Source organism: Pseudomonas sp. 2822-15, from assembly GCF_002742515.1.
Lineage (GTDB): Bacteria > Pseudomonadota > Gammaproteobacteria > Pseudomonadales > Pseudomonadaceae > Aquipseudomonas > Aquipseudomonas salomonii.
The window spans coordinates 711865-729846 of the sequence record NZ_LJRY01000156.1 but is presented as its reverse complement, the minus strand read 5'-3'; the positions used below and the strand labels follow the sequence as shown (position 1 = coordinate 729846).

Annotated in this window: 24 protein-coding genes; 13 read left to right on the top strand and 11 right to left on the bottom strand. The window is 59.0% G+C overall.

Annotated features, from left to right (window positions below; translation table 11 throughout):
• Window positions 1-13: 13 nt before the first annotated feature.
• Window positions 14-535: a ribosome biogenesis factor YjgA gene (gene yjgA, locus AOA59_RS05175; protein WP_017138246.1), complete on the bottom strand. Its 522-nt coding sequence runs from the start codon at window positions 533-535 to the stop codon at window positions 14-16.
• Between the two features lie 108 nt (window positions 536-643).
• On the opposite strand from yjgA, the gene pmbA reads away from it, so the two are divergent.
• The 6 genes from pmbA to AOA59_RS05145 all read left to right on the top strand — a co-directional run bounded on the left by pmbA (window position 644) and on the right by AOA59_RS05145 (window position 5883).
• Complete coding sequence (gene pmbA, locus AOA59_RS05170) at window positions 644-1990, top strand: metalloprotease PmbA (RefSeq protein WP_099486236.1); 1347 nt, start codon at window positions 644-646, stop codon at window positions 1988-1990.
• A 133-nt stretch (window positions 1991-2123) separates the two neighbouring features.
• Complete coding sequence (locus tag AOA59_RS05165) at window positions 2124-2519, top strand: FagA protein (RefSeq protein WP_065930273.1); 396 nt, start codon at window positions 2124-2126, stop codon at window positions 2517-2519.
• A complete protein-coding gene (locus AOA59_RS05160) occupies window positions 2512-3888 on the top strand; it encodes a lyase family protein (RefSeq protein WP_099486234.1) in 1377 nt (458 codons plus the stop codon). The genes AOA59_RS05165 and AOA59_RS05160 overlap by 8 nt, the downstream gene beginning before the upstream one ends.
• A gap of 27 nt (window positions 3889-3915) precedes the next feature.
• A complete protein-coding gene (locus AOA59_RS05155; protein WP_065930275.1) occupies window positions 3916-4344 on the top strand; it encodes a hypothetical protein in 429 nt (142 codons plus the stop codon).
• A 1-nt stretch (window position 4345) separates the two neighbouring features.
• Entirely contained in the window at window positions 4346-4957 is a 612-nt protein-coding gene (locus AOA59_RS05150) for a superoxide dismutase (protein ID WP_099486232.1), read from the top strand.
• A 32-nt stretch (window positions 4958-4989) separates the two neighbouring features.
• On the top strand, window positions 4990-5883 hold the full coding sequence (locus tag AOA59_RS05145) for a ZIP family metal transporter (protein WP_099486230.1): 894 nt from the start codon (window positions 4990-4992) through the stop codon (window positions 5881-5883).
• Window positions 5884-5920: 37 nt separating this feature from the next.
• Here the strand turns inward: AOA59_RS05145 and AOA59_RS05140 are convergent, their stop codons facing one another.
• From AOA59_RS05140 to AOA59_RS05095, 10 genes are all read right to left on the bottom strand, one after another.
• Window positions 5921-6193 (bottom strand): HPr family phosphocarrier protein, encoded by a 273-nt coding sequence (locus AOA59_RS05140; RefSeq protein WP_060754944.1) that lies wholly within the window; start codon window positions 6191-6193, stop codon window positions 5921-5923.
• 16 nt (window positions 6194-6209) lie between these two features.
• A complete protein-coding gene (rapZ, locus tag AOA59_RS05135) occupies window positions 6210-7067 on the bottom strand; it encodes an RNase adapter RapZ (protein WP_056859026.1) in 858 nt (285 codons plus the stop codon).
• A 2-nt stretch (window positions 7068-7069) separates the two neighbouring features.
• Window positions 7070-7534 carry a PTS IIA-like nitrogen regulatory protein PtsN gene (ptsN, locus tag AOA59_RS05130; RefSeq protein WP_069786076.1) on the bottom strand — a complete coding sequence of 155 codons (465 nt, stop codon included), beginning with the start codon at window positions 7532-7534 and terminating at the stop codon, window positions 7070-7072.
• A gap of 9 nt (window positions 7535-7543) precedes the next feature.
• On the bottom strand, window positions 7544-7849 hold the full coding sequence (gene hpf / locus AOA59_RS05125) for a ribosome hibernation-promoting factor, HPF/YfiA family (RefSeq protein ID WP_003171804.1): 306 nt from the start codon (window positions 7847-7849) through the stop codon (window positions 7544-7546).
• A gap of 75 nt (window positions 7850-7924) precedes the next feature.
• Window positions 7925-9418 (bottom strand): RNA polymerase factor sigma-54, encoded by a 1494-nt coding sequence (locus tag AOA59_RS05120; protein ID WP_099486229.1) that lies wholly within the window; start codon window positions 9416-9418, stop codon window positions 7925-7927.
• A gap of 184 nt (window positions 9419-9602) precedes the next feature.
• On the bottom strand, window positions 9603-10328 hold the full coding sequence (lptB, locus tag AOA59_RS05115; RefSeq protein ID WP_099486227.1) for an LPS export ABC transporter ATP-binding protein: 726 nt from the start codon (window positions 10326-10328) through the stop codon (window positions 9603-9605).
• On the bottom strand, window positions 10328-10900 hold the full coding sequence (gene lptA / locus AOA59_RS05110) for a lipopolysaccharide transport periplasmic protein LptA (RefSeq protein ID WP_065930282.1): 573 nt from the start codon (window positions 10898-10900) through the stop codon (window positions 10328-10330). Before lptA ends, lptB begins: the two co-directional genes overlap by 1 nt.
• Window positions 10887-11459: an LPS export ABC transporter periplasmic protein LptC gene (gene lptC, locus AOA59_RS05105; RefSeq protein WP_065930283.1), complete on the bottom strand. Its 573-nt coding sequence runs from the start codon at window positions 11457-11459 to the stop codon at window positions 10887-10889. The genes lptA and lptC overlap by 14 nt, the downstream gene beginning before the upstream one ends.
• A gap of 8 nt (window positions 11460-11467) precedes the next feature.
• Window positions 11468-11992, bottom strand: a complete 525-nt coding sequence (locus AOA59_RS05100; protein WP_034118123.1) for an HAD family hydrolase — start codon at window positions 11990-11992, stop codon at window positions 11468-11470.
• Entirely contained in the window at window positions 11993-12967 is a 975-nt protein-coding gene (locus AOA59_RS05095; RefSeq protein ID WP_065930285.1) for a KpsF/GutQ family sugar-phosphate isomerase, read from the bottom strand.
• Window positions 12968-13254: 287 nt separating this feature from the next.
• Here AOA59_RS05095 and AOA59_RS05090 point away from each other — a divergent pair, with 287 nt between their 5' ends.
• The 7 genes from AOA59_RS05090 (at window position 13255) to murA (ending at window position 17932) form a co-directional block, all read left to right on the top strand.
• Window positions 13255-14064 carry an ATP-binding cassette domain-containing protein gene (locus AOA59_RS05090; RefSeq protein ID WP_005784851.1) on the top strand — a complete coding sequence of 270 codons (810 nt, stop codon included), beginning with the start codon at window positions 13255-13257 and terminating at the stop codon, window positions 14062-14064.
• Window positions 14064-14861, top strand: coding sequence for a lipid asymmetry maintenance ABC transporter permease subunit MlaE (gene mlaE / locus AOA59_RS05085; protein WP_056859019.1), 798 nt, complete (start codon window positions 14064-14066; stop codon window positions 14859-14861). The genes AOA59_RS05090 and mlaE overlap by 1 nt, the downstream gene beginning before the upstream one ends.
• Window positions 14861-15328, top strand: coding sequence for an outer membrane lipid asymmetry maintenance protein MlaD (mlaD, locus tag AOA59_RS05080; RefSeq protein ID WP_005784855.1), 468 nt, complete (start codon window positions 14861-14863; stop codon window positions 15326-15328). The genes mlaE and mlaD overlap by 1 nt, the downstream gene beginning before the upstream one ends.
• An 11-nt stretch (window positions 15329-15339) precedes the next feature.
• Window positions 15340-15987, top strand: a complete 648-nt coding sequence (locus tag AOA59_RS05075) for a phospholipid-binding protein MlaC (protein WP_056859018.1) — start codon at window positions 15340-15342, stop codon at window positions 15985-15987.
• Entirely contained in the window at window positions 15984-16289 is a 306-nt protein-coding gene (locus tag AOA59_RS05070; RefSeq protein ID WP_099486225.1) for a lipid asymmetry maintenance protein MlaB, read from the top strand. Before AOA59_RS05075 ends, AOA59_RS05070 begins: the two co-directional genes overlap by 4 nt.
• Window positions 16290-16403: 114 nt before the next feature.
• A complete protein-coding gene (locus AOA59_RS05065; RefSeq protein ID WP_065930287.1) occupies window positions 16404-16643 on the top strand; it encodes a BolA family protein in 240 nt (79 codons plus the stop codon).
• 23 nt (window positions 16644-16666) lie between these two features.
• Window positions 16667-17932 (top strand): UDP-N-acetylglucosamine 1-carboxyvinyltransferase, encoded by a 1266-nt coding sequence (murA, locus tag AOA59_RS05060; RefSeq protein ID WP_017138227.1) that lies wholly within the window; start codon window positions 16667-16669, stop codon window positions 17930-17932.
• The last annotated feature ends 50 nt before the right edge of the window (window positions 17933-17982 follow it).

The following is a 17982-nucleotide window of genomic DNA, read 5'->3' as shown; positions in this document are numbered from 1 at the left end:
CCGGGGAAGAGGATCAACGCAGGCCGCGTTGAGTCTCGTCCAGCTCACGGATGTACTTGAAGATTTTACGGCTGGTGGCCGGCGCCTTGTTATGCGCCTGCTCGTGCTGGGCCTGACGGATCAGGGAGCGCAGTTGCTGGCGGTCCGCGTCCGGGTAGTCCAGCACGAATTTCTCCAGCACCGCGTCATCGCCCGAAATCAGGCGGTCACGCCAGCGCTCCAGGTTATGGAAGCGTTCGTTGTATTGGCGAGTGGAGGCATCGGTTTGATCAAGCAACGCCAGAATCGCGTCTGTGTCCTGATCGCGCATCAGCTTGCCGATAAACATGATGTGCCGTTTACGCGCGATATTCGCGGTGTGCTTGGGAGCATCCGCAAGCGCCCGGCGCATTTCGTCGGTCAATGGCAATTTGGCAATCAAGTCTTTCTTGAGCGTTGTAAGACGCTCGCCGAGGTCAACCAGCGCATGCAGCTCGCGTTTGACCTGGGTTTTGCTTTTCTCCCCATCGAGGGAGTCGTCGTAAGAATCAACCATGGTGGCAGTCCGCAAAGAAACGCCGCCATGATAACCAGTCGGGGGCCGCTTGTCCGGCCCGGTCGCTCGATGGCCTTAACCGAAAGCAGAATTTGAGTGGAGAAAACCATGAGTGCAGCCCAAAACGTCGGTCCGCAAGCGTTACCGGCACTGCAGGAACAAGTCGAGCAGATCCTTGCCGAGGCCAAGCGCCAGGGGGCCAGTGCCTGTGAGGTAGCCGTTTCGCTGGAGCAGGGGCTGTCGACGTCGGTGCGCCAGCGTGAAGTGGAAACCGTCGAGTTCAATCGCGACCAGGGTTTTGGTATCACGTTGTATGCCGGGCAGCGCAAAGGCTCGGCCAGTACCTCCGCCAGTGGGCCGGAAGCGATTCGTGAAACCGTCGCGGCGGCGCTGGCGATTGCCAAGCACACTTCCGAAGATGAAAGCTCGGGCCTGGCCGACAAAGCACTGATGGCCAAGGACTTGAAGGACTTCGATCTGTTTCACGCCTGGGACATCACGCCCGAGCAAGCGATCGAAAAGGCGCTGATCTGCGAAGCCGCCGCGTTTGATGCCGATGCCCGCATCAAGAACGCCGATGGCACCACGTTGAGCACACATCAAGGCTGCCGTGTCTACGGTAACAGCCATGGTTTTATCGGCGGTTATGCCTCCACTCGGCATAGCTTGAGCTGCGTGATGATCGCCGAAGCCAATGGCCAGATGCAGCGCGATTACTGGTACGACGTGAGCCGTCAGGGCGAATTGCTGGCCGATCCGGTCAGCATCGGCCAGCGCGCGGCGCAGCGTGCAGCCAGCCGCCTGGGCGCGCGCCCGGTACCAACCTGTGAAGTGCCGGTGCTGTTTTCGGCTGAGCTGGCCGGTGGGTTGTTCGGCAGTTTCCTGGGCGCGATTTCCGGCGGCAATCTGTACCGAAAATCCTCGTTCCTTGAGGGTGCGATTGGCCAGAAGCTGTTTCCTGAATGGCTGACCCTCGATGAGCGCCCGCACTTGATGCGTGCCATGGGCAGTTCGGCATTCGACGGTGATGGCCTGGCCACCTATGCCAAACCGTTCGTCGAGAACGGCGAGTTGGTGTCCTACGTACTGGGCACTTATGCCGGTCGCAAGCTGGGCCTGCCAAGCACGGCGAATGCCGGTGGCGTGCACAACCTGTTCGTCACCCATGGCGACGAAGACCAGGCAGCGCTGTTGCGTCGTATGGGGCGCGGTCTGCTGGTCACCGAGCTGATGGGCAGTGGCCTGAACATGGTGACCGGTGATTACTCGCGCGGCGCGGCGGGTTTCTGGGTAGAAAATGGCGAGATTCAGTTCGCTGTCCAGGAAGTGACGATTGCCGGCAACATGCGCGATATGTTCAAGCAGATCGTCGCAGTGGGGAATGACCTTGAGCTGCGCAGCAACATTCGCACCGGTTCGGTGCTGATTGAGCGAATGACCGTCGCCGGCAGTTAACGGCGCGACGCTTCATGAAAAGGCACGCCATCCTCGAGATGGCGTGCCTTTTTTAATGGCTGCGATTTGCCATACTTGTTTTGATTCTCAATATCATTTAATAATAAATATCATTACCGAATGAGCGTGGATCATGAGTTCTGTCCTGCATGAGGATCCGTACCTGGAAAGTTGGCGTTGGATGAGTCGTCAGATTCGCTGCGGTCTCGATCCCAATGAACCGCGCCTGATCGAACATTACCTCAACGAGGGTCGATACCTGGCGTGCTGCACCGCGACCCATCCGTGGACGATCGCCGAAACGTCATTCCGCCTTTTGATCGACACCGCCGGCGACATCGCCTTGCCCTGGCACTGGCGATCCATGTGCCTGGACCAGGCCTGGCGCCCGCTGCGCGACCTGGAAAAACTTTCCCACTGTGCCTGCCGCCTCAAGCGCTGGCAGACCTTTGCCTGGCAATTGGCGACCTGCCAATTGCTGCCGTCTATTTCTCACTCCGACCTGGTGCAAGGATCAAACGATGAGTAACACTCGTATCGAACGCGACAGCATGGGCGAGCTGCAAGTACCCGCCGAGGCCCTGTATGGCGCGCAAACCCAGCGCGCGGTGAACAATTTTCCGATCAGCCATCAGCGCATGCCGGCGCAATTCATTCGCGCCCTGATCCTGGCCAAGGCCGCCGCCGCCAAGGTCAACGTCGACCTCAAGCAAATCAGCGAAGGGCAGGGCAAGGCCATCGTTGACGCAGCCCAGGGCCTGCTCGAAGGCAACTTCATGCCGCACTTCCCGGTGGATATCTTCCAGACCGGCTCCGGTACCAGCTCCAACATGAATGCCAACGAGGTGATTGCGACCCTGGCCAGCCGTTTGCTGGGCGAGCCGGTCAACCCCAATGACCACGTGAACTGTGGCCAGAGCAGCAACGACATTATCCCAACCACTATCCACGTCAGCGCAGCCTTGGTGCTGCATGAGCAAACGCTGCCGGCTTTGCTGCATTTGGTACAGGTCATCGAGCAAAAGGCCGAAGAAGTCCACCCGTTCATCAAGACCGGTCGTACGCACCTGATGGACGCCATGCCGGTGCGCATGAGCCAGGTGCTTAATGGTTGGGCGCAACAGCTCAAGGCCAATATCGGCCACCTGCAGGATTTGCTGCCGAGCTTGCAGGCCTTGGCACAGGGTGGCACAGCGGTTGGCACCGGGATCAATGCACACTCCGAATTTGCTGCGCGTTTCAGTCAGCAACTGAGCAGCCTGACCGGGGTGAAATTCACACCGGGCAAAAACCTGTTTGCGCTGATCGGCTCCCAGGACACTGCCGTCGCCGTTTCCGGCCAGCTGAAAGCCACCGCGGTGTCGCTGATGAAAATCGCCAACGACCTGCGCTGGATGAACTCCGGCCCGCTCGCAGGCTTGGGTGAGATCGAACTGGAAGGCTTGCAGCCAGGCTCCTCGATCATGCCGGGCAAGGTCAACCCGGTGATTCCGGAGGCCACCGCCATGGTTGCCGCCCAGGTCATCGGCAATGACACGGTAATCACTGTGGCGGGGCAGTCCGGCAACTTCGAATTGAACGTGATGCTGCCGATCATCGCCCAGAACCTGCTCAGCAGCCTCGAACTGCTGGCCAATTCCAGCCGCCTGCTGGCCGACAAGGCCATTGCCAGCTTCAAGGTCAACGAAGCCAAGCTTAAGGAAGCGCTGTCGCGCAACCCGATCCTGGTCACCGCACTTAACCCGATCATTGGTTACCAAAAGGCCGCTGAAATCGCCAAGAAGGCCTATCAGCAAGGCCGCCCGGTGATCGATGTCGCCCTCGAGCACACCGACTTGCCACGTAGCCAACTGGAGATCCTGCTGGACCCGGAAAAGCTCACGGCCGGCGGCGTGTAATCACCGACCCTGCTTTGGAGGCTCACCATGGAGCACTGGAAACGCACGATCGAACGGGCCAATCGCTGTTTTATGGCGGGCGAGCTGGTCGACGCTCGCGAAGCCTATTTGCAAGCCCTGGCCCTGGCTCAAGTGTTGTTCGAGCGTTGGGCGGATGCCGACGAAGCAGTGGCGGCTTGCGTCATTTCCCATCACAACCTGGCGGACCTGCACCTGCGCCTCAACCAGCCGGAGGAAAGTGCGGAATACCTCTGCGCCATTCACCAGCGGCTGCTGCAGACCATGCAGGACCCGCGTCTGAGCCCGCAATTGCGCGAGGCGGCGCTGCGCCAGAGCAGCAAGACCTATGTCGAACTGTTGAATTTCATCAGCGATCACGGCGAATACCCGCGTACCCATCGCCTGCTGGGTGGTGCTGCGGCGCAACCGATCACTCCACACTACGGAGCACATTGATATGACCTACACCTTGCCTGCCCTGCCTTACGCCTACGATGCCCTGGAACCGCATATCGATGCGCAAACCATGGAGATCCACTACACCAAGCATCACCAGACCTACATCAACAACCTGAATGCTGCGGTCGAAGGCACGGAGTTTGCGGGTTGGTCGGTAGAGAAGTTGGTGTCCAGCGTGGAGCAACTGCCGGAAAAACTGCGTGCTGCCGTGATCAACCAGGGCGGTGGTCATGCGAACCACTCGTTGTTCTGGGTGGTGATGTCGCCAAAAGGCGGCGGCAAACCCGAAGGTGCACTGGGCAAAGCCATCGACGAGCAATTGGGCGGCTTCGACAGTTTCAAAGAGGCCTTCACCAAGGCCGCCTTGACCCGCTTCGGCAGCGGCTGGGCCTGGCTGAGCGTCACCCCGCAGAAGACGCTGGTGGTGCAAAGCAGTGGTAACCAGGACAGCCCGTTGATGAGCGGCAACACGCCGATCCTCGGCCTGGACGTGTGGGAGCACGCTTATTATCTGCTGTATCAGAACCGTCGCCCGGAATACATCAACGCCTTTTATAGCGTGATCAACTGGCCGGAAGTCGCCGCACGCTACCAGGCCGCCCTGGCCTGATATTTAACCTATAACAAGATCTAAGGCCGACTATGGGCACTGAAACACTGGCGATCAGCAGCGGGCGAATGTTTCGTTATGCGTTTGGCTCGCTGTTGCTGTTGGCAGGGACTGCATTGCTGGTGGCCCATGGGCTGGCCTGGCTGAACCTTGAACCGCGTATCCTGCGCGCTTTGCAGGGTGGGGCGATCTGCGCGCTCGGCACTGCGCTGGGCGCGGTGCCCGTGCTGGTCATACGCCGCATGCCGGTAGCGCTGAGCGATACCTTGCTGGGTTTTGGTGCCGGGGTAATGTTGGCGGCGACGGCATTTTCGCTGATCGTGCCCGGTATTGCAGCCGCTGAAGGCCTCGGGCTCTCACCTTGGGGCGCCAGTGGGTTGATCAGCTTCGGCATCATGCTCGGCGCGTACGGGTTGTATCTGGTGGACCGCAAGGTCTCCGGCGCGAGCCCGGAGATGCTGGTGGGCACGCCGGACAAACCGGTTATTGCGCCGCGCATCTGGCTGTTTGTGTTCGCCATCATTGCCCATAACATTCCGGAAGGCATGGCGGTGGGGGTTTCTGCCGGTGGCGGCATGCCGGATGCCGACAGCCTGGCCATGGGCATCGCCCTGCAGGATGTGCCGGAGGGGTTGGTGATCGCGCTGGTGCTGGCAGGGGCGGGCATGTCGCGGGTCAAAGCGTTCTTGATCGGCGCTGCGTCAGGATTGGTCGAGCCAGTGTTTGCCGTGCTGTGTGCATGGCTGGTGAGTCTGGCTGAGGTTCTGTTGCCATTGGGGCTTGCGCTGGCGGCGGGTGCTATGTTGCTGGTGGTGACTCACGAAGTGATCCCGGAATCGCGCCGCAACGGTCACGAAAAGCTTGCCAGCCTGGGGTTGTGCATCGGGTTTTGTCTGATGATGGTGATGGACACCGCATTAGGGTGAGGCCGTTGCAGCCTCACACCTGTCTCAAGTGGTGGGTTTACTCACCCTCGTCAAAGTAGTTATTGATCAACTTAACCAGGGCATCCATCGCTTCCTGCTCTTGTTCGCCTTCGGTCTTCAAGTGAATCCTGGTGCCCTTGCCGGCGGCCAGCATCATCATGGCCATGATGCTTTTGCCGTCGACCATCGACTCTGGCGTGCGCCCGGCGCGGATCTGGCAAGGAAACTGCCCGGCAACGCCGACGAATTTAGCCGAGGCGCGGGCGTGCAGGCCCAGCTTGTTGATGATTTCAATTTCCAGAGCGGGCATCGCGGGGGTGTTCCTTTCAGCTAAGGTCGCGGTGGCGAACCTGGACGTTCTTGAGGGTTTGTTGCAGCACCTGGCCCAGGCGTTCGGTCAGGTAGACGGAGCGATGGTGGCCGCCGGTGCAGCCGATGGCAATGGTGACATAAGCCCGATTACTTGCGGCAAAGCGCGGTAACCATTTGAGCAGGTAGCTGGAGATATCCTGGAACATCTCCTCGACATCCGGTTGCGCCGCCAGGTACTCGGCCACCGGCTGGTCCAAACCGGACTGGTCACGCAGCTCCGGCTTCCAGTAAGGGTTGGGCAGGCAGCGCACGTCGAACACCAGGTCGGCATCCACCGGCATCCCGCGCTTGAACCCGAACGACTCAACCAGAAAGGCCGTGCCCGGCTCCGGCTGGTTCAGCAGGCGCAGCTTGATCGCATCGCGCAACTGATACAGGTTGAGGTCCGTGGTGTTGATCTTCAGATCAGCGAGGTCAATGATCGGCCCTAACAGCGAGGTTTCGTCCTCGATGGCTTCGGCCAGGGAGCGATGCGGGCTGCTGAGGGGGTGACGTCGTCGGGTTTCGGAGAAACGCTTGAGCAGCGTCTCCTCGTCGGCATCCAGGTACAGCACATCGCAATGAATATGCTTGGCGCGTACTTCCTCGAGCAATTGCGGGAAGCGCTCAAGGTGGCTGGGCAGGTTGCGGGCGTCAATCGAGACGGCCACCAGGGGTTGCGCCAGTTCAGTGTGGATCAGGGCGCGTTCGGCCAACTCCGGCAGCAGGCCCGCCGGCAGGTTGTCGATGCAATAGAAGCCGTTGTCCTCAAGGACGTTGAGGGCGGTGCTTTTACCCGAGCCGGAACGGCCGCTCACGATGATCAAACGCATGATTACTGCCTGTTTTGCTCATCGAGTACAACCTGGTATAGCGCCTCGTTGCTGCTGGCACTGCGCAGTTTGTCGCGTACGTCCTTGCGGTCGAGCATGCTGGCGATCTGCCGGAGCAGTTCCAGGTGCGCATCGGTGGCGGCTTGCGGGACCAGCAGAACGAACAGCAGGTCAACCGGGGCGCCGTCGATGGCGTCGAAATCGATTTTCTCCTGCAGGTGCAATAACGCACTGACGGGAGAGGTGCAGCCTTCAAGGCGGCAGTGAGGAATGGCGATGCCGTTGCCAAAACCGGTGGAGCCCAGTTTTTCACGGTCGATCAGGGCCTTGAACACGACTTGCTCATCCAGCTCAGGCACTTCACGGCTGATCAGGTTGGCGATGTGTTCGAGGGCTTTTTTCTTACTGCCGCCCGGCGCGTTCACGAGGGAACGGCCGGGGGTCAGGATGGTTTCAAGTTGGATCATGGGGGAGAGTTAACGACCTGTACCTTGCATCAGGTGCAGATTCTTTTCCTTATGCTTTATGAGTTGGCGGTCCAGCTTGTCGTAGAGCGAGTCAATCGCCGCATACATATCTTCATGCTCGGCATTGGCGACGAGCTTCGCATTCGGCACATGCAGGGTGGCCTCGATTTTCTGCTTGAGCTTATCGACCTCCATGATGACCTGCACGTTGGTGATCTTGTCAAAATGCCCCGCAAGCTTGTTCAGCTTACTCTCGGTGTACTCACGCAGGGGCTTGGTGACTTCCAGCTGGTGTCCACTGATGTTGACTTGCATACAGCTTCTCCTTCGTTGCCAGTGCATAAAGCGACAGGCAAAAGCGCCTGCCACTGGAACGCTGTGGCCCGCCCGTCACATCAAACGCTTACGCTCGCTGGAAGGCGCGATCCCGAGGGACTCGCGGTACTTGGCGACGGTTCGACGGGCGACCTGAATGCCTTGTGCCTCCAGTAAACCAGCGATCTTACTGTCACTCAATGGCTTTTTCTGATTTTCCGCCGCAACCAGTTTTTTGATGATCGCGCGGATCGCCGTGGACGAGCATTCACCGCCTTCGGAGGTGCTGACGTGGCTGGAGAAAAAGTATTTCAGCTCATAAATACCCCGTGGGGTATGCATGAATTTCTGTGTGGTCACGCGGGAAATCGTCGATTCATGCATGCCCACAGCCTCGGCAATGTCATGCAGGACCAGCGGCTTCATCGCCTCGTCGCCATATTCCAGGAAGCCGCGCTGGTGCTCGACGATCTGGGTGGCCACTTTCATCAGGGTTTCGTTGCGGCTTTGCAGGCTCTTGATGAACCAGCGCGCTTCCTGCAATTGGTTGCGCATGAAGGTGTTGTCGGCGCTGGTATCGGCGCGACGTACAAAGCCGGCGTACTGCGGGTTGACCCGCAGGCGTGGCACCGATTCCTGGTTCAGCTCCACCAGCCAGCGTTCGTTGTCTTTGCGCACGATCACGTCAGGCACGACATATTCGGCTTCGCTGGACTCGATCTGCGAGCCGGGGCGCGGGTTGAGGCTCTGCACCAGTTCGATGACCTGGCGCAGGTCATCTTCCTTGAGCTTCATGCGGCGCATCAACTGGCTGTAGTCGCGGCTGCCCAGCAGGTCGATGTAGTCGGTGACCAGGCGCTGGGCCTCGACGAGCCACGGGGTCTTGGCCGGCAGTTGGCGCAGTTGCAGCGACAGGCATTCGCTCAAGGTGCGAGCGCCAATGCCGGAAGGCTCGAACTGTTGGATGCGATGCAGGACGGCTTCGATTTCGTCCAGCTCGATGTCCAATTCCGGGTCGAAGGCTTCCAGAATCTCGTCGAGCGTCTCGTCCAGGTAGCCCTGATTGTTGATGCAGTCGATCAGGGTTACGGCGATCAGGCGATCGGTGTCGGACATCGGCGCCAGGTTCAGTTGCCACAGCAAATGGCTCTGCAGGCTTTCACCGGCGGACGTGCGGGTAGTGAAGTCCCACTCGTCGTCGTCATTGCTGGGCAGGCTGCTGGCGCTGGTCTGGTAGACGTCTTCCCAGGCGGTGTCGACGGGAAGCTCGTTGGGAATGCGTTCGTTCCATTCGCCTTCCTCAAGGTTATCCACCGTAGGGGCGGTTTCCTGATAGGACGGTTCCTGCACGTCGGGGTTGGGTTTTTGCTCGATGTTGTCGGCCAGCGGGTCTGCATTATCGAAGTCGTCGCCTTCTTCCTGGCGTTCGAGCATCGGATTGGACTCCAGGGCCTCCTGGATTTCCTGTTGCAGGTCCAGGGTCGACAATTGGAGCAGGCGGATGGCCTGTTGCAGCTGCGGTGTCATCGTCAGCTGCTGGCCCATTCTCAGGACTAGCGATGGTTTCATGGCAGGGGCTTAACACCTTATTCGCCGGCGCAATGCGCCATCCACGACAGGGCGCGTGAGCGCCAAACATAAGCAAATTATATGCCTGATATCAGGGGCTTTGCCTAGAGCGCGGTAACAATAAAAAAACCGAGGTTTTTATTGACTTGCACGCGCCCCTGGCAACTGCCTGATATCACCGTGTTTACAGGCGGAACTCGTGACCCAGGTACACTTCCTTCACCAGTTCATTGGCCAGGATAGTGGCCGAATCACCTTCTGCAATCAGTTGCCCATCGTTGACGATATAGGCGGTTTCGCAAATATCGAGCGTCTCACGCACGTTGTGGTCGGTGATCAGTACACCGATGCCCTTGGCCTTGAGGTGATGGATGATCTGCTTGATATCGCCAACCGAGATCGGGTCAACACCGGCAAAAGGTTCGTCCAGCAGGATGAACTTCGGCGCGGTAGCCAGTGCGCGGGCGATTTCCACACGGCGACGCTCACCACCGGACAGGCTCATGCCGAGGTTGTCGCGGATGTGGTTGATGTGGAACTCCTGCAACAGGCTTTCCAGTTCTTTGCGACGGCCGTCACGGTCGAGCTCCTTACGGGTCTCGAGGATCGCCATGATGTTGTCGGACACCGACAGTTTGCGGAAGATCGACGCCTCCTGGGGAAGATAGCCGATACCCGCGCGTGCACGACCGTGCATCGGCTGGTGGCTTACGTCCAGATCGTCAATCAATACACGGCCCTGATCCGCCTGGACCAGGCCAACAATCATATAGAAGCAGGTGGTCTTGCCGGCGCCGTTAGGGCCGAGCAAGCCGACGATCTGGCCGCTTTCGATCGACAGGCTGACGTCGCGTACGACCTGACGGCTTTTATAAGCTTTGGCCAGATGCTGGGCTTTCAGGGTTGCCATTAGTTCGTCTTCTTCGCAGCGGGTTTAGGCGCAGGGGCGGCAGCGTCTTTCTGTTTCGGCTGGATCACCATGTCGATGCGAGGACGGGGTTGCGTGACCTTGCTGCCATTGGCGCGACCGGCGGTGGCGATCTGCTTGACGGTGTCGTAGGTGATTTTTTCACCTTCGGTGGTGTTGCCGTCAGTGCTGACAACCCGTGCCTGGTCGATCAGGACAATGCGGTTCTGCTGAGCGTGATACTGGATGGTTTTACCGTAGCCCTGCATCGGCTTCTTGTCGGTAACCGACTGCATCTGTTCGAAGTAAGCCAGGTTGCCTACCGAAGTCACCACGTCGATGTCACCCGCCGGGGTGCGAGTCAGCGTTACCGTGTTGCCGGTAATCTTCATCGAGCCCTGGATAATGACCACGCCACCGGAATAGGTCGCGACACCTTGCTTGTCATCCAGCTGCGCATCGTCAGCCTGAATGCGGATCGGTTGCTGGCTATCGTTCGGCAGAGCCCAGGCGCTCACGCTTCCCAGTGCTGCGCCCAGACCGAGCAAAATAGGGAGGGTTTTAACGAGCCTCATACTGTCCTCTTACGTTCGATAGCAGGTGTATCCTGCTTTCTTTCAAATACGCTTTCATTCCCTTGCCAGTCGATACACCGCCAGCGCCGTCAATTCTAACGTCTTGCTCGGTCTGCGCATATTGCTGTTGTGGGAAAACGGTCATGCGACTGCTGGTGATGATGGTGTCACGCTTCTGTTCATCGGTGCGCGCAACGCGTACCGAGTCGATCAACTCAACCTGGGTGCCGTCCGCATTGACCTCGCCACGTTTGCTGGTGACGTGCCACGGAAAGTCGGTGCCGCGGAACAGGTTCAGGTCCGGGTTGGTCAGCAGGCTGACTTCGGATGCCTTGACGTGCTCGACTTTTTCCGCGGTCATCTCGTATTGGACCTTGCCTTCAAGTGTGAACTGCACCGTATAGGCATTGGTGGCGAAATTGTCGATCAGCCCCTCGTCAACCTGGGCAACAGGCTTGTCGAGAAAGCGCTCCGGGCTGATATTCCAGTAGCCCACCGCCAGGAACAGCGCGGCAATGACTCCGAATAACAGGAAGTTGCGAATCTTTTTGCTCAGCATAAAACGCTCTATAAGTAGGCGGCGTGGGCCGCTTCAAGACTGCCCTGGGCACGCAGGATCAATTCGCAGAACTCGCGGGCAGCACCTTCGCCGCCACGCGCGGTAGTGATGCCGTGGGCGTGTTCACGAACAAATGCCGCAGCGTTTGCGACGGCCATACCCAGGCCCACTCGGCGAATGACCGGCAAGTCAGGTAGATCGTCACCCAGGTACGCAACCTGCTCATAGCTTAGGTTGAGTTGGCCAAGAAGCTCGTCCAGAACCACCAGTTTATCCTCACGGCCTTGATACAGGTGAGGAATCCCCAGGTTTTGTGCGCGGCGTTCCACAACCGGTGTCTTTCGACCACTGATAATCGCCGTTTGCACACCGGCGGCCATCAACATTTTGATGCCCTGGCCGTCGAGGGTGTTAAAGGTCTTGAATTCGCTGCCATCTTCGAGGAAATACAGGCGGCCATCAGTCAGCACGCCGTCCACGTCGAAAATCGCCAGTTTGATGTTTTTGCCGCGTTGCAGCAGGTCGCTGGTCATTTACATCACTCCCGCACGCAGCAAGTCGTGCATGTTCAGGGCGCCGATCGGGCGGTCGTCACTATTGACCACCACCAGCGCGCCAATCTTATGGTCTTCCATGATCTTCAGCGCTTCGGCTGCAAGCATCTCGGGGCGGGCGGTCTTGCCGTGGGGCGTCATCACCGCATCGATAGTCGCGGTGTGGATATCGATGGTGCGGTCCAGGGTGCGGCGCAGGTCGCCGTCGGTGAAGACTCCGGCCAGGCGCCCGTCGGCTTCCAGGATCACGGTCATGCCCAGGCCCTTGCGGGTCATTTCCATCAGTGCGTCTTTGAGCAGGGTGCCGCGTTGTACGTGGGGCAGCTCATCCCCCGAATGCATGACGTTTTCCACTTTGAGCAGCAGGCGACGACCCAGCGCGCCGCCCGGGTGCGAAAACGCGAAGTCTTCAGCGGTAAAACCACGGGCTTCCAGCAACGCCACGGCCAGGGCGTCGCCCATCACCAGGGCGGCGGTGGTGGAGGAGGTCGGTGCCAGGTTAAGCGGGCAGGCTTCGTGGGCCACATGCACGTTCAAATTGACTTCGGCAGCCTTGGCCAGCGTGGATTCCGGGTTGCCGGTGAGGCTGATCATCTTGATGCCCAGGCGCTTGATCAAGGGCAGCAAGGTCACGATTTCGTTGGTGGTGCCGGAGTTCGACAGCGCCAGGATGATGTCATCCTTGGTGATCATGCCCATGTCACCGTGGCTGGCTTCGGCCGGGTGCACGAAAAACGCCGTGGTCCCGGTGCTGGCCAGGGTGGCGGCGATCTTGTTGCCGACGTGGCCGGATTTGCCCATGCCGACCACCACCACGCGGCCCTTGCTGGCCAGAATCATCTCGCAGGCACGTACGAAATCTGCGTCGATATGGGCCAGTAAACCTTCTACGGCTTCGAGCTCGAGGCGGATGGTGCGTTGTGCGGATTGAATAAGGTCGCTGGATTGGCTCATGTCTGAAGTCGTATAGCCTGACGAAAAGTCGGCGATTATAGCGGTAATGATCAAATCCCTCACGCTAGTTATTCTGTAAGTGCCTGGGATTTATGCTCAGTCAGGTGTTTTCCCTGTCCCGAATCTGAACAAGGGCTGTTCCGGCCTTGGGGGCTCTGTACCAGCAGTGATATAGTTCGCCGCCAGTTCGGTCGGCCCAGGCCACGCCGCTAACTTTTGTGCATCTGTTGCAAACGAAAGTCGCACGCATGGTGTCTGAGTGAAAGGCTGCATCCCAAGGAGATTAGATGAGTGCCGATAACGCCTACGCGGTCGAGCTGAAGGGCCTTACCTTCAAGCGCGGTTCGCGCAGCATCTTCAATAACGTCGATATTCGCATTCCCCGCGGTAAAGTCACGGGCATCATGGGGCCTTCCGGTTGCGGCAAGACCACTTTGTTGCGCCTGATGGGCATGCAATTGCGGCCCAGCGCCGGCGAAGTGTGGGTCAACGGCCAGAACCTGCCGACCCTGTCGCGCAGCGATCTGTTCGATGCGCGCAAGCATATGGGCGTGCTGTTCCAGAGCGGTGCCCTGTTTACCGACCTCGACGTTTTCGAAAACGTAGCGTTTCCGCTGCGGGTGCATACCCAGCTGTCCGATGAAATGATTCGTGACATTGTGCTGCTCAAATTGCAGGCCGTGGGCCTGCGCGGTGCTATCGACCTGATGCCCGACGAGTTGTCCGGTGGCATGAAGCGCCGAGTTGCGCTGGCGCGAGCGATTGCCCTCGATCCGCAGATTCTCATGTATGACGAGCCGTTCGTGGGCCAGGACCCGATCGCCATGGGCGTTCTGGTGCGCCTGATCCGCCTGCTCAACGATGCGTTGGGGATCACCAGCATCGTGGTTTCCCACGACCTGGCCGAAACCGCGAGCATTGCTGACTACCTTTATGTCGTCGGCGATGGCCAGGTGCTGGGGCAGGGCACGCCCGAAGAGCTCATGAACGCTGACAACCCGCGCATTCGCCAATTCATGACCGGCGATCCCGATGGCCCGGTGCCTTTTCATTTTCCGGCAGCGGACTACCGCTCAGATCTTCTGGGGAAGCGCTGATGCGCAAGACATCTTTAATCGAGAAGGTTCGCCTTTTCGGCCGCTCCGGCATCGACTTGATCGAGGTTCTGGGGCGTTCGACGATTTTCCTGTTTCACGCGCTGCTCGGGCGTGGCGGCATTGGCGGCGGTTTCGGCCTGCTGATCAAACAGCTGCATTCGGTGGGTGTGATGTCCCTGGTCATCATCGTGGTGTCCGGGATATTCATCGGCATGGTGCTGGCGTTGCAGGGGTTCAATATCCTCTCCAGCTACGGTTCGGAGCAGGCAGTCGGGCAGATGGTTGCCCTGACGCTGCTGCGTGAGCTGGGGCCGGTGGTCACCGCCTTGCTGTTCGCCGGGCGTGCGGGTTCTGCATTGACCGCCGAAATCGGCAACATGAAGTCCACCGAACAGTTGTCCAGCCTGGAAATGATCGGCGTGGACCCGCTCAAATATATTGTTGCCCCGCGCCTGTGGGCCGGCTTCATATCCCTGCCGCTGCTGGCGATGATTTTCAGCGTGGTGGGCATCTGGGGTGGTTCGTGGGTGGCGGTTGACTGGTTGGGCGTTTATGACGGCTCGTACTGGGGCAACATGCAAAACAGCGTGACCTTCAGCGGCGACGTGCTCAATGGCATCATCAAAAGCATCGTTTTCGCCTTTGTAGTGACCTGGATCGCCGTATTCCAAGGCTATGACTGTGAGCCCACTTCAGAAGGGATCAGTCGCGCCACCACCAAGACCGTTGTGTACGCCTCGCTGGCGGTACTGGGCCTTGACTTCATTTTGACCGCCTTGATGTTTGGAGATTTCTGATGCAAAACCGCACTGTGGAAATCGGTGTCGGCCTTTTCTTGCTGGCTGGCATCCTGGCTTTACTGTTGCTCGCCCTGCGAGTCAGCGGCCTTTCGGCCAGCCCCACCGCCGATACTTATAAACTTTACGCGTACTTCGACAATATCGCCGGTTTGACGGTCAGAGCTAAAGTGACCATGGCTGGTGTAACCATCGGCAAGGTCACGGCAATCGATCTGGATCGCGACAGCTTCACTGGCCGGGTGACCATGCAAGTCGACAAGAAGGTAGATAATCTGCCGACTGACTCCACTGCATCTATTCTCACTGCTGGGCTGCTGGGCGAGAAGTACATCGGCGTCAGCGTGGGTGGGGAAACAGCCCTGCTCAAGGATGGTTCGACAATCCACGACACACAGTCGTCGTTGGTGCTTGAAGACTTGATCGGTAAATTCCTGCTCAATACGGTCAATAAAGACGCCAAATGAGGAACCTGTTCATGATCTCTACCTTGCGACGTGGCCTGCTGGTGCTGCTGGCAGCGCTGCCGTTGATGGCCAACGCGGCGGGTTCTGCGCACGATCTGGTGCAGGACACGACCAACAAGATGCTGGCTGACCTGACTGCCAACAAAGAGCAGTACAAGCAAGACCCCACCAGGTTCTACGAAGCGCTCAACACCATTGTGGGTCCTGTGGTCGATGCCGAGGGCATTTCCCGCAGCATCATGACGGTCAAGTATTCGCGCAAGGCCACGCCTGCGCAGATGCAGACCTTCCAGGAAAACTTCAAGAAGGGCCTGTTCCAGTTCTATGGCAATGCCCTGCTTGAGTACAACAACCAAGGCATTACCGTCGCTCCAGCCGGGGATGAGTCGGGTGACCGCACCAGCGTCAACATGACCGTCAAAGGCAACAACGGCGCGGTTTACCCGGTTCAGTACACGCTGGAGAAGGTCAACGGCGAGTGGAAACTGCGCAACGTGATCATCAACGGCATCAACATCGGCAAGCTGTTCCGCGATCAGTTCGCTGATGCGATGCAGCGTAATGGCAATAACCTGGACAAAACCATCAATGGTTGGGCCGGTGAAGTCGCCAAAGCCAAGGAAGAAACCGACAAACAAGCCGGGAAGCCTGCGCAATGACCGAGTCGGCTGTTCGTCTTGGTGACGCCGGCGAGTTGTTCCTCAGCGGCGTGCTGGATTACCGCACCGGGCCTGAGCTGCGCAAGCAGGGCCAGGCGCTGATCAACAGCAGCAACGCGCCTGCGTTGGTGCTTGATTGCTCGGCGGTGACCAAGTCCAGCAGTGTCGGCTTGTCGTTGTTGCTGTGCTTCATGCGTGATGCGCAAGCGGCCAGGAAAGCGGTCAGCATCCGCTCAATGCCCGAAGACATGCGCGAAATCGCTCAGGTTTCCGGTATTACCGAGCTGTTGGCGCATCCTTAATACACATTATTAGAGAAGCCCCCCGTCAGAGTCCTGCTATGCGGGGTTCGCAGGCGCGGGGCTTTTTTGTATGATGTGCGACCCGTGCGCACTGGGCGCCGATAGAGGTTGAGCATGCAGGCCCTAGAAGTTAAAAGCTTCCTTGAAGGAAAGCTGCCCGAAACGAACGTCGAAGTTGAAGGCGAAGGCTGCAATTTCCAGCTGAACGTGATTAGCGATGAACTGGCGGCATTGAGCCCGGTCAAGCGTCAACAGCAGATCTATGCCCATTTGAACCCGTGGATCACCAATGGCAGCATCCATGCGGTCACTATGAAATTTTTCAGCCGCGCGGCCTGGGCCGAGCGCACCTGAGCCCCCAAGGCGTCGAGATTCTTATGGATAAATTGATTATTACCGGTGGTGCCCGCCTTGATGGCGAGATCCGCATTTCCGGTGCAAAAAACTCCGCCTTGCCGATCCTGGCAGCGACCCTGCTGTGCGATGGCCCGGTAACCGTGGCCAACCTGCCGCACCTGCACGACATCACCACCATGATCGAGCTGTTTGGTCGCATGGGTATTGAGCCGGTGATCGACGAGAAGCTGTCTGTCGAAATCGACCCGCGCACCATCAAGACCCTGATCGCTCCGTACGAACTGGTGAAAACCATGCGTGCCTCGATCCTGGTGCTGGGCCCGATGGTTGCCCGTTTCGGCGAAGCTGAAGTCGCACTGCCTGGCGGTTGCGCGATTGGCTCGCGCCCTGTCGACCTGCACATCCGTGGCCTTGAAGCCATGGGCGCGGTCATCGACGTAGAAGGTGGCTATATCAAGGCCAAGGCGCCGGAAGGCGGTTTGCGCGGTGCCAACTTCTTCTTCGATACCGTCAGCGTCACCGGTACCGAGAACATCATGATGGCCGCCGCCCTGGCGAACGGTCGCAGCGTGCTGCAAAACGCTGCGCGCGAGCCGGAAGTGGTCGACCTGGCCAACTTCCTGATCGCCATGGGTGCCAACATCACCGGCGCCGGCACTGACACCATCACTATCGACGGTGTGAAGCGTCTGCACTCGGCCACCTACAAAGTGATGCCGGACCGTATCGAGACCGGCACCTACCTGGTTGCCGCCGCCGTTACCGGTGGCCGCGTCAAGGTCAAGGACACCGATCCGACCATCCTGGAAGCCGTGCTGGAAAAACTCAAGGAAGCCGGTGCTGAAATCACTACCGGTGAGGACTGGATCGAACTGAACATGCACGGCAAGCGGCCAAAAGCCGTGAACGTGCGTACGGCTCCGTACCCGGCGTTCCCGACCGACATGCAGGCGCAGTTCATTTCCTTGAACGCGATTGCCGAAGGCACAGGCGCTGTGATCGAGACCATCTTCGAAAACCGCTTCATGCACGTGTATGAACTGCACCGCATGGGCGCCAAGATCCAGGTCGAAGGCAACACCGCCATCGTTACCGGTATCGACAAGCTCAAGGGCGCGCCAGTCATGGCAACCGACCTGCGTGCCTCGGCCAGCCTGGTGATTTCGGCGCTGTGCGCCGACGGCGACACCCTGATCGACCGCATCTACCACATCGACCGTGGTTACGAGTGCATTGAAGAAAAACTGCAGATGCTCGGCGCTAAAATCCGCCGCGTACCGGGCTAGTTCCTGAAGCAGCAAACACCGTCACTGGGCTGTGTTTGCTGTTAGCTGAA

What these genes read in the sequence shown, in the direction of transcription:
- pmbA (WP_099486236.1), top strand. Translation starts at nt 644, where the DNA reads ATGAGTGCAGCCCAAAACGTCGGTCCGCAAGCGTTACCGGCACTGCAG.
- hpf (WP_003171804.1), bottom strand. Translation starts at nt 7,849, where the DNA reads ATGCAAGTCAACATCAGTGGACACCAGCTGGAAGTCACCAAGCCCCTG.
- AOA59_RS05100 (WP_034118123.1), bottom strand. Translation starts at nt 11,992, where the DNA reads ATGACCAGCGACCTGCTGCAACGCGGCAAAAACATCAAACTGGCGATT.
- ptsN (WP_069786076.1), bottom strand. Translation starts at nt 7,534, where the DNA reads ATGATCCAACTTGAAACCATCCTGACCCCCGGCCGTTCCCTCGTGAAC.
- rapZ (WP_056859026.1), bottom strand. Translation starts at nt 7,067, where the DNA reads ATGCGTTTGATCATCGTGAGCGGCCGTTCCGGCTCGGGTAAAAGCACC.
- AOA59_RS05145 (WP_099486230.1), top strand. Translation starts at nt 4,990, where the DNA reads ATGGGCACTGAAACACTGGCGATCAGCAGCGGGCGAATGTTTCGTTAT.
- yjgA (WP_017138246.1), bottom strand. Translation starts at nt 535, where the DNA reads ATGGTTGATTCTTACGACGACTCCCTCGATGGGGAGAAAAGCAAAACC.
- mlaD (WP_005784855.1), top strand. Translation starts at nt 14,861, where the DNA reads ATGCAAAACCGCACTGTGGAAATCGGTGTCGGCCTTTTCTTGCTGGCT.
- AOA59_RS05155 (WP_065930275.1), top strand. Translation starts at nt 3,916, where the DNA reads ATGGAGCACTGGAAACGCACGATCGAACGGGCCAATCGCTGTTTTATG.
- AOA59_RS05075 (WP_056859018.1), top strand. Translation starts at nt 15,340, where the DNA reads ATGATCTCTACCTTGCGACGTGGCCTGCTGGTGCTGCTGGCAGCGCTG.
- AOA59_RS05140 (WP_060754944.1), bottom strand. Translation starts at nt 6,193, where the DNA reads ATGCCCGCTCTGGAAATTGAAATCATCAACAAGCTGGGCCTGCACGCC.
- mlaE (WP_056859019.1), top strand. Translation starts at nt 14,064, where the DNA reads ATGCGCAAGACATCTTTAATCGAGAAGGTTCGCCTTTTCGGCCGCTCC.
- AOA59_RS05090 (WP_005784851.1), top strand. Translation starts at nt 13,255, where the DNA reads ATGAGTGCCGATAACGCCTACGCGGTCGAGCTGAAGGGCCTTACCTTC.
- murA (WP_017138227.1), top strand. Translation starts at nt 16,667, where the DNA reads ATGGATAAATTGATTATTACCGGTGGTGCCCGCCTTGATGGCGAGATC.
- AOA59_RS05070 (WP_099486225.1), top strand. Translation starts at nt 15,984, where the DNA reads ATGACCGAGTCGGCTGTTCGTCTTGGTGACGCCGGCGAGTTGTTCCTC.
- lptA (WP_065930282.1), bottom strand. Translation starts at nt 10,900, where the DNA reads ATGAGGCTCGTTAAAACCCTCCCTATTTTGCTCGGTCTGGGCGCAGCA.
- AOA59_RS05150 (WP_099486232.1), top strand. Translation starts at nt 4,346, where the DNA reads ATGACCTACACCTTGCCTGCCCTGCCTTACGCCTACGATGCCCTGGAA.
- lptC (WP_065930283.1), bottom strand. Translation starts at nt 11,459, where the DNA reads ATGCTGAGCAAAAAGATTCGCAACTTCCTGTTATTCGGAGTCATTGCC.
- AOA59_RS05065 (WP_065930287.1), top strand. Translation starts at nt 16,404, where the DNA reads ATGCAGGCCCTAGAAGTTAAAAGCTTCCTTGAAGGAAAGCTGCCCGAA.
- AOA59_RS05095 (WP_065930285.1), bottom strand. Translation starts at nt 12,967, where the DNA reads ATGAGCCAATCCAGCGACCTTATTCAATCCGCACAACGCACCATCCGC.
- AOA59_RS05160 (WP_099486234.1), top strand. Translation starts at nt 2,512, where the DNA reads ATGAGTAACACTCGTATCGAACGCGACAGCATGGGCGAGCTGCAAGTA.
- lptB (WP_099486227.1), bottom strand. Translation starts at nt 10,328, where the DNA reads ATGGCAACCCTGAAAGCCCAGCATCTGGCCAAAGCTTATAAAAGCCGT.
- AOA59_RS05120 (WP_099486229.1), bottom strand. Translation starts at nt 9,418, where the DNA reads ATGAAACCATCGCTAGTCCTGAGAATGGGCCAGCAGCTGACGATGACA.
- AOA59_RS05165 (WP_065930273.1), top strand. Translation starts at nt 2,124, where the DNA reads ATGAGTTCTGTCCTGCATGAGGATCCGTACCTGGAAAGTTGGCGTTGG.